We start from the raw sequence: 7659 nt of genomic DNA, 5'->3' as shown, positions 1-7659 counted from the left end.
GCCCCGCGTGCCGGCGCCGGCCCGATCCCCCTGCCCGGCACGGTCCCCCCGGAGCTGGCCGACGAGCTGGTCGCCATCCGTCGCGACCTGCACATGCACCCCGAACTGGGCAACCACGAGGTGCGCACCACCTCAGTGGTCCGGGAGCGATTGGAGCGCGAGGGGCTGACCCCCCGCGTCCTGCCCGGCGGCACCGGCCTGATCTGCGACATCCTTCCCGTCTCGGCGGGCGGACCCGGTGGCGTGTGGGAGGGGGGCCGTCCGATGCTGGCGCTCCGCGCCGATCTGGACGCCCTGCCGATCCCCGACACCAAGTCGGTGCCCTACCGCTCCACGGTCCCCGGCCGCGCCCACGCCTGCGGACACGACGTGCACACCACGGCCGTGCTGGGCGCCGGCATCGTGCTCGCCCGGCTCGCCCGGCGCGGGCTGCTGCCCCACCCGGTGCGGCTGCTCTTCCAGCCCGCCGAGGAGGTGCTGCCCGGCGGCGCGCAGGACGCGCTGGAGGCCGGCGTGCTGGAGGGCGTGGGACGGATCCTCGCCGTGCACTGCGACCCGAGGGTGGAGACCGGTCGCATCGGTCTGCGCACCGGACCGATCACCTCGGCCTGCGACCGACTGGAGATCTCCCTCTCCGGCCCCGGCGGCCACACCGCCCGCCCACACCTGACCACCGATCTGGTGACGGCGGCGGCCCGGCTGGTGACCGACGTGCCGGCGCTGCTGGCCCGCCGGGTGGACACCCGGGCCGGGCTCGCCCTGACCTGGGGTCGCCTGCAGACCGGCCACGCGCCCAACGTCATCCCGCAGATCGCCGAGTTGTCCGGCACCATCCGCTGCCTGGACATCGACGCCTGGCGGGAGGCGCCCGAACTGGTGCACGCGGCCGTGGACGAGGTGGCGGGGCTGCACCGCGCCAAGTCCGAGCTGCGCTATGTCCGGGGTGTCCCGCCGGTGGTCAACGAGCCGGGTTCCGCCGGCCTGTTGGGCGAGGCGATGGCCGCCCGTTGCGGGGCGGGCAGCGTCGAGCCGACCGAGCAGAGCCTGGGCGGCGAGGACTTCTCCTGGTACCTGGAGCAGGTGCCCGGCGCGATGGCCCGGCTGGGGGTCCGCCCGCCCGGCGAGGCGGGTGCCGTGCCGCGCGACATCCACCAGGGCGATTTCGACGTGGACGAGAGCGCCATCACGGTGGGTGTCGAATTGTTCACGGCGTCCGTCATGTTGGACGCCGAGGAGCGCTGAGGGCCCGCCGTCCGCCGCCCGCCCCGGCTCCGGGGCAGGCTCCCGACCTGCGACGATGCCGCGCCCGGTACGCCGGGTGCGGCATCGTTCGCGTGCGGTGAGGGGCTCGGGGGGAGTGCTTGCGTGTTGCGGTCGGATTGCGTTCACGACGATCCGATAACAGGAATCCATCTGCCGGTCACTTCATATCTACGCGCGTTACCATTCCGCCGAAAGCAGCGCCCGAGAGGCGCTCCGAGCGAAGGGAACGTCTCTTGCGCCGCGTAACGAGGCTTGTATCCACTGTGGCCGTCACGGCGGCCCTCGCTCTGACCGCGAGCGCCTGCGGTGAGAGCTCCACCGAGACCGCCGATGGGGAGAGCCCGGGCGTCGGCATCGCCTTCGACGTCGGTGGCCGTGACGACCAGTCCTTCAACGAGGCCGCGGCGCGGGGCGCCGACCAGGCCGAGGAGGAGCTGGGCGTCTCCGCCAACTTCCAGACCGCCCGCAACGACGAGACCGACGCGGACCGCGAGCAGCGGCTGACCGAGCTGGCCCAGGAGGGCTACAACCCGGTCATCGGCGTCGGCTTCCTCTACGGCAACGCCATCGCCCGGGTGGCCGAGCAGTTCCCGGACACCACCTTCGGCGTGGTGGACGCGGTGGCCGAGGGCGACAACGTCTACAGCATGGTCTTCGCCGAGCACGAGGCCTCCTACCTCGCCGGTGTGGCCGCGGCGCTGAAGACCGAGACCGGCAAGGTCGGCTTCATCGGCGGTGTCAACATTCCGCTGATCCAGAAGTTCCAGGCCGGCTTCGAGCAGGGCGTCAACGACACCGACCCGGATGTCGTCGTCGACGTGCAGTACCTGTACGCCGATGACGACCGCGGCTTCACCGACGTGGCCAAGGCCAAGGAGCAGGCCGACGGCATGCTCGGCCGCGACATCGACGTGATCTACTCGGCCGCCGGCCTCGCGGGCAACGGTTCCATCGAGGAGGTCGCCGGTGTCGAGGGCGCCTGGGCCATCGGTGTGGACTCCGACCAGTACCTCCAGGACGGCCTGGCCGAGTACAAGGACTCGATCCTGACCTCCGCGGTCAAGGGTGTGAACGTCGCCGTCTTCGACCTCATCCAGAGCGTGCACGACGGTGAGCCGCTGAACGGCGTCGGCGAGTACACCCTGGCCGACGAGGGTGTGTGGCTGGCCACCTCCGGTGGCTTCATCGACGACATCATGGACGAGATCGACACCGCCCGCGAGGGCATCGTCTCCGGCGAGATCGTCGTCAACGACACCCCCTGAGTCCGCTCCGTCCGACTCCTCGCCGGTACCGCCGGACCCCGCCCGGTCGCCGCCCGTCCCCACGGGTGGTGACCGGAGGGCCGGCGGCCGGCACCGCTCCGCCCCGTTCCCCCGCCCCGGCGGGGGCGGGGCGGTCGTCGGACCCGGGGCACCGGCCGTTCGGAAACGACCGCTGTTGCCCATCCCTCACCGCTTCCGATCGCCGGCCTTCCGTATTGTGACTCCCCGGTGATCGGACGAACCACCGTCGCCGACCGGGTTCGCCCGTCGGGCCCGCTGGGGAGCCCTGCTCCCGCCGGGACCGGACGCCGGTGCTACGCGGGTAGAATCCGCCGGGGCGCGATAGCGTCGACCGACCTCACGGCCCCGCTCCTTCGCCCCCGAGGAGAGTGCGTCATCCCAGCCTCCACCATCCCCGCCGACGGCCCGCCCGCCGACGGCGTCCCCGCCGTCGAACTGCGCGGGATCACCAAACGCTTCCCCGGTGTCGTGGCCAACCACGACATCGACATCACCGTCCGGCGCGGCACCGTGCACGCCCTCATCGGGGAGAACGGCGCGGGCAAGTCCACGCTCATGAAGATCCTCTACGGCATGCAGAAGCCGGACGAGGGCACCATCACCATCGACGGGGAGCGGGTCTCGCCCTCCTCGCCCGCCGACGCCATCCGGAACGGCATCGGCATGGTGCACCAGCACTTCATGCTCGCCGACAACCTCACCGTCCGGGAGAACATCGTCCTGGGCGCGGAGAGGGCGTACGGCATCGGTGCCCGCTCCCGCCGTCGGATCATGGAGATCTCCGACGCCTACGGCCTGGACATCCGTCCCGACGTCCTGGTCGAGGAGATCGGGGTGGCCGACCGCCAGCGGGTGGAGATCCTCAAGGTCCTCTACCGCGGCGCCCGCACCCTGATCCTGGACGAGCCCACCGCCGTCCTGGTCCCGCAGGAGGTGGACGCGCTCTTCGCCAACCTGCGCGAGCTGAAGGCCGAGGGCCTGACCGTCATCTTCATCTCGCACAAGCTCGGCGAGGTGCTGTCGGTCGCCGACGACATCACGGTCATCCGGCGCGGCACCACCGTCGCCTCCGTGGTCCCCGCCGAGACCAGCCCCGGCGAACTCGCCGAACTCATGGTCGGCAGCGAACTGCCCGTCCCGGACACCGGCGAGTCCACGGTCACCGACGAGCCGGTCCTCACCGTCTCCGGCCTGCACCTGTCGGGCACCGACACCGAGGGCACCCTCCGCGAGGTCCTCACCGACATCGACTTCACCATCCACCGCGGCGAGATCCTGGGCATCGCCGGCGTGGAGGGCAACGGCCAGGCCGAACTGGTCGAGGCCGTCATGGGCATCCGCACCCCCGACGGCGGCCGGATCGAGCTGGCGGGCGAGGACATCTCGCGGGTCGGGACCCGGACCCGCCGCGAGGCCGGCGTCGGCTACATCCCCGAGGACCGCCACCGCCACGGCCTGCTGCTCAACGCCCCGCTGTGGGAGAACCGCATGCTCGGCCACGTCACCGAGCGCCCCAACAGCCGCGGCGGCCGGCTCACCATCGGCGACGCCCGCCGGGACACCGAGCGGATCGTCGCCGAGCACGACGTGCGCACCCCCGGCATCGACGTCACCGCCGCCAGCCTGTCCGGCGGCAACCAGCAGAAGCTGATCTTCGGCCGGGAGATGAGCCACGACCCCAAGGTGCTCATCGCCGCCCACCCCACGCGCGGCGTGGACGTCGGCGCGCAGTCGCAGATCTGGGACCAGATCCGGCGGGCCCGCGCACGGGGCCTGGCGGTGCTGCTGATCTCCGCCGACCTCGACGAGTTGATCGGCCTCTCCGACACCCTGCGGGTCATGTACCGGGGCCGACTGGTCGCCGAGGCCGATCCGGCGACCATCACCCCCGAGGAACTGGGCACCGCCATGACCGGTGCGACCGCCGGCGGAGCCGACAGCGCCGGCCCCGCCGATGACCAGGGCGCCACCGCACCCGACCCCGCGTCGGGGACCGGCGCCGAGCACGACGGACGCACCGACGGAGGCGCCCGATGACCACCTCGCCGCGCACGTGGCAGCCGTTGCGGCGGATCGACCGCGAGAAGCTGCTGCTCGGCTTCGCCGCCCCCGCCCTGGCCCTGGCCACCGCCTTCGTGATCATCTCCCTGGTCATGTCGCTGACCGGTCAGAACCCCTTCCTCGCCTTCCAGATCATGGGCGACTACGGCACCAAGGCCGACAGCCAGGTCTGGATCATCAACAAGGCGATCCCCTACTACCTCTCCGCCGTCGCGGTCGCCATCGGCTTCCGGATGAACCTCTTCAACATCGGGGTCGACGGCCAGTACCAGGTCGCGGCGTTCTTCGCCGCAGCAGTCGGCGGGTACCTCACCTTCTCGGGCACCCTGCGCATCCCCTTCATCCTGCTCACCGCCATGGCGGTCGGCGCGATCTGGGCGGGCATCGCCGGCTTCCTCAAGGCCACCCGGGGCGTGAGCGAGGTGATCAGCACGATCATGCTCAACGCCATCGGCGGCGCGCTGATCGGCTACCTGCTGCACGACGGCCGGCTCGCCGAGCGCACCCAGAACATCGTCCACACTCCGTACCTGCCGGAGTCGACCATGTTCTTCACCATCCAGACCGACGCCGGCCGGATCTACGGCACGATCGTGATCGCGATCGTCGCCGGCCTCGCCTACTGGTACCTGCTGGGCCGCACCCGCTTCGGCTTCGACCTGCGGTCGGTCGGCGAATCCGAGTCCGCCGCCCGGGCCGGCGGCGTGAGCGTCAAGCGCATGGTGATCACCGCCATGGTGCTCTCCGGCGCCATGGCGGGCCTGGTCGGCATGCCGACCCTGCTCAACGACTCCGGCACCTTCGGCAACAACTTCCCCGGCGGCATCGGCTTCATGGGCATCGCCATCGCCCTGCTGGGCCGCAACCACGCCGTCGGCATGGCCTTCGCCGCCCTGCTGTGGGCCTTCCTGGAGCGCACCGGCGGACGGCTCAACTTCGAGGGCTACAACCAGGAGATCGTCGGCGTGATGCAGGGCATCATCGTCCTCTCGGTCGTCATCGCCTACGAACTGGTCCGCCGCTGGGGCCTGCGGCGCCAGCAGCGGATGGTCGGTGCCCAGCTCGCCGCCCGGGCCGCCGCGACCCCGGCCGCCGTCGGCGCCCCGGTCCCGATGGAGAAGCCCCCCGCCACCACCCCCGGCGCGACGGGTGACCGCCGCGCCGGTCAGAACGGGTCGGACGACCCGACCGACCCGGAGGTGCCCTGATGGCCAGTGAACTGGCGACCGCTCCGCCCCCGGTCCGCCCGCGCGGTCGGGTCGAACGCGGCGGCAAACGCCGCCTGAGCTACCCGATGATCCTGCTGATCATCGCCGGCGGTCTTCTCCTGCTCTCCCTGGTCCGGGCCATCACCGACACCGGCAGCCTCACCGACACCCGGCAGTGGGGCAGCGCCCTCGGCCTGGCCGTGCCGATCGGCCTGGCCGGCCTCGGCGGCCTGTGGGCCGAACGCGCCGGCGTGATCAACATCGGCCTCGAGGGCATGATGATGCTCGGCCTGTTCGCCGCCGGCTGGATCGGCTGGCAGTACGGGCCCTGGGCCGCGGTCCTCGCCGGCATAATCGGCGGACTCCTCGGCGGCCTGGTGCACGCGGTGGCCACCGTCACCTTCGGCGTCGACCACATCGTCTCCGGCGTCGCGATCAACATCCTCGCCCTGGGCGTGGTGCAGTTCCTCGCCAAGCTGTGGTTCGGCGAGGGCGCGGCGGCGCAGGCCGGGGGCAACGACAAGCAGTCGCCGCGCATGGACGAGATGCCGACGTTCACCGTCCCCGGCATCTCCGACGCGCTGCGCTCGATCGCCGACCAGGGCTGGTTCCTCGTCTCCGACACCGCCGGCATCCTGGGCGCCGCCGTCACCAACGTCTCCTGGATCACCCTGCTGGCGATCCTGCTGTTCGTCGGCACCTGGTGGGTGCTGTGGAAGACGCCGTTCGGCCTGCGGCTGCGCTCCTGCGGCGAGAACCCCGTGGCCGGCGAGTCCCTGGGCGTCAACGTCTACCTCTACAAGTACATCGCGGTCGCCGTCTCCGGGGGTCTGGCCGGGCTCGGCGGCGCCTACCTGGCGGTCTTCATCCGCATGTACCAGGACGGCCAGACCGGCGGTCGCGGCTACCTGGGTCTGGCCACGATGATCTTCGGCAACTGGCGGCCCGGCGGTGTGGCGATGGGCGCGGGCCTGTTCGGCTTCATGGACGCCCTGCAGATCCGCGGCGGCGGTCCCACCGTGCACGGCATGCTGCTGCTGTTCGCGATCGCGCTGGCCGGCCTCGCCGTCCACCAGTTCATCCGCAACAAGCGGGTGGCCGGCACGGTCAGCGGCGTCCTCGCCGTGCTGCTCTTCCTGTGGTACTCCGCGACCGACACCATGCCGCTGGAACTGGTCACCGCCAGCCCCTACATCACCACCCTGCTGGTACTCGCCCTGTTCTCCCAACACCTGAGAGTGCCCGCCGCCATCGGTAGGTCCTACAGACGGGGGCAGGGAACGTGACCGCCCCCGGGCAGGCGGTCCCGGAGGGGGAGTGGGACACCCTGCGGGCCGCCGCGCGGGAGGCGGCACGGCGCGCCTACGCCCCCTACTCCCGCTACCCCGTCGGCGCCGCCGCCCGGGTGGACGACGGGCGGATCGTCACCGGCTGCAACGTGGAGAACGCCTCCTACGGGCTGGGACTGTGCGCCGAGTGCGGCCTGGTCTCCGCCCTGCACGCCGGCGGCGGGGGCGTCCTGACCCGATTCACCTGCGTGAACGGGGAGGGTGAGGTCATCGTCCCCTGCGGCCGGTGCCGGCAACTGCTCATGGAGCACGGCGGCCCCGAACTGCTGGTGGAGACACCCGGGGGCGTGGTGCCGCTGGACCGTCTGCTGGCGCTGGCCTTCGGCCCGCAGTGGCTGCCCGAGGCCTCCCGGCCCGCCGGGTCGCCCCCCGGCGGGGAGACGTCACCGGAACGGGACTGACCCCCGGCCCGATCACGCCGGTTCGCCCGGCCGCTCGGGCCGTCGCCGGGGAGTCGTCGTCGTCCCGAGTGGCGACTCCCCGTCCCCGCTG

6 protein-coding genes are annotated in these 7659 nt (G+C 72.0%); all 6 read left to right on the top strand.

Features of this window, described 5'->3' with window-relative positions:
- Positions 1-24 precede the first annotated feature (24 nt).
- Positions 25-1242: an amidohydrolase gene (locus FNQ90_RS07340; RefSeq protein ID WP_182605576.1), complete on the top strand. Its 1218-nt coding sequence runs from the start codon at positions 25-27 to the stop codon at positions 1240-1242.
- 254 nt (positions 1243-1496) lie between these two features.
- A complete protein-coding gene (locus FNQ90_RS07335) occupies positions 1497-2528 on the top strand; it encodes a BMP family lipoprotein (RefSeq protein WP_182605572.1) in 1032 nt (343 codons plus the stop codon).
- Between the two features lie 342 nt (positions 2529-2870).
- Positions 2871-4586 carry an ABC transporter ATP-binding protein gene (locus FNQ90_RS07330; protein ID WP_182605574.1) on the top strand — a complete coding sequence of 572 codons (1716 nt, stop codon included), beginning with the start codon at positions 2871-2873 and terminating at the stop codon, positions 4584-4586.
- On the top strand, positions 4583-5818 hold the full coding sequence (locus FNQ90_RS07325; RefSeq protein ID WP_182605571.1) for an ABC transporter permease: 1236 nt from the start codon (positions 4583-4585) through the stop codon (positions 5816-5818). The genes FNQ90_RS07330 and FNQ90_RS07325 overlap by 4 nt, the downstream gene beginning before the upstream one ends.
- The gene (locus FNQ90_RS07320) at positions 5818-7104 is read left to right on the top strand and encodes an ABC transporter permease (protein ID WP_182605569.1); all 1287 of its coding nucleotides are present in this window, start codon (positions 5818-5820) and stop codon (positions 7102-7104) included. Before FNQ90_RS07325 ends, FNQ90_RS07320 begins: the two co-directional genes overlap by 1 nt.
- On the top strand, positions 7101-7568 hold the full coding sequence (locus FNQ90_RS07315) for a cytidine deaminase (RefSeq protein ID WP_182605567.1): 468 nt from the start codon (positions 7101-7103) through the stop codon (positions 7566-7568). Before FNQ90_RS07320 ends, FNQ90_RS07315 begins: the two co-directional genes overlap by 4 nt.
- The last annotated feature ends 91 nt before the right edge of the window (positions 7569-7659 follow it).

The organism is Streptomyces alkaliphilus, from assembly GCF_014141535.1.
Taxonomy (GTDB): domain Bacteria; phylum Actinomycetota; class Actinomycetes; order Streptomycetales; family Streptomycetaceae; genus Streptomyces; species Streptomyces alkaliphilus.
The sequence above is the reverse complement of the archived record's forward strand: the minus strand, read 5'-3'. Positions and strand labels throughout refer to the sequence as shown.

What these genes read in the sequence shown, in the direction of transcription:
- FNQ90_RS07320 (WP_182605569.1), top strand. Translation starts at nt 5,818, where the DNA reads ATGGCCAGTGAACTGGCGACCGCTCCGCCCCCGGTCCGCCCGCGCGGT.
- FNQ90_RS07325 (WP_182605571.1), top strand. Translation starts at nt 4,583, where the DNA reads ATGACCACCTCGCCGCGCACGTGGCAGCCGTTGCGGCGGATCGACCGC.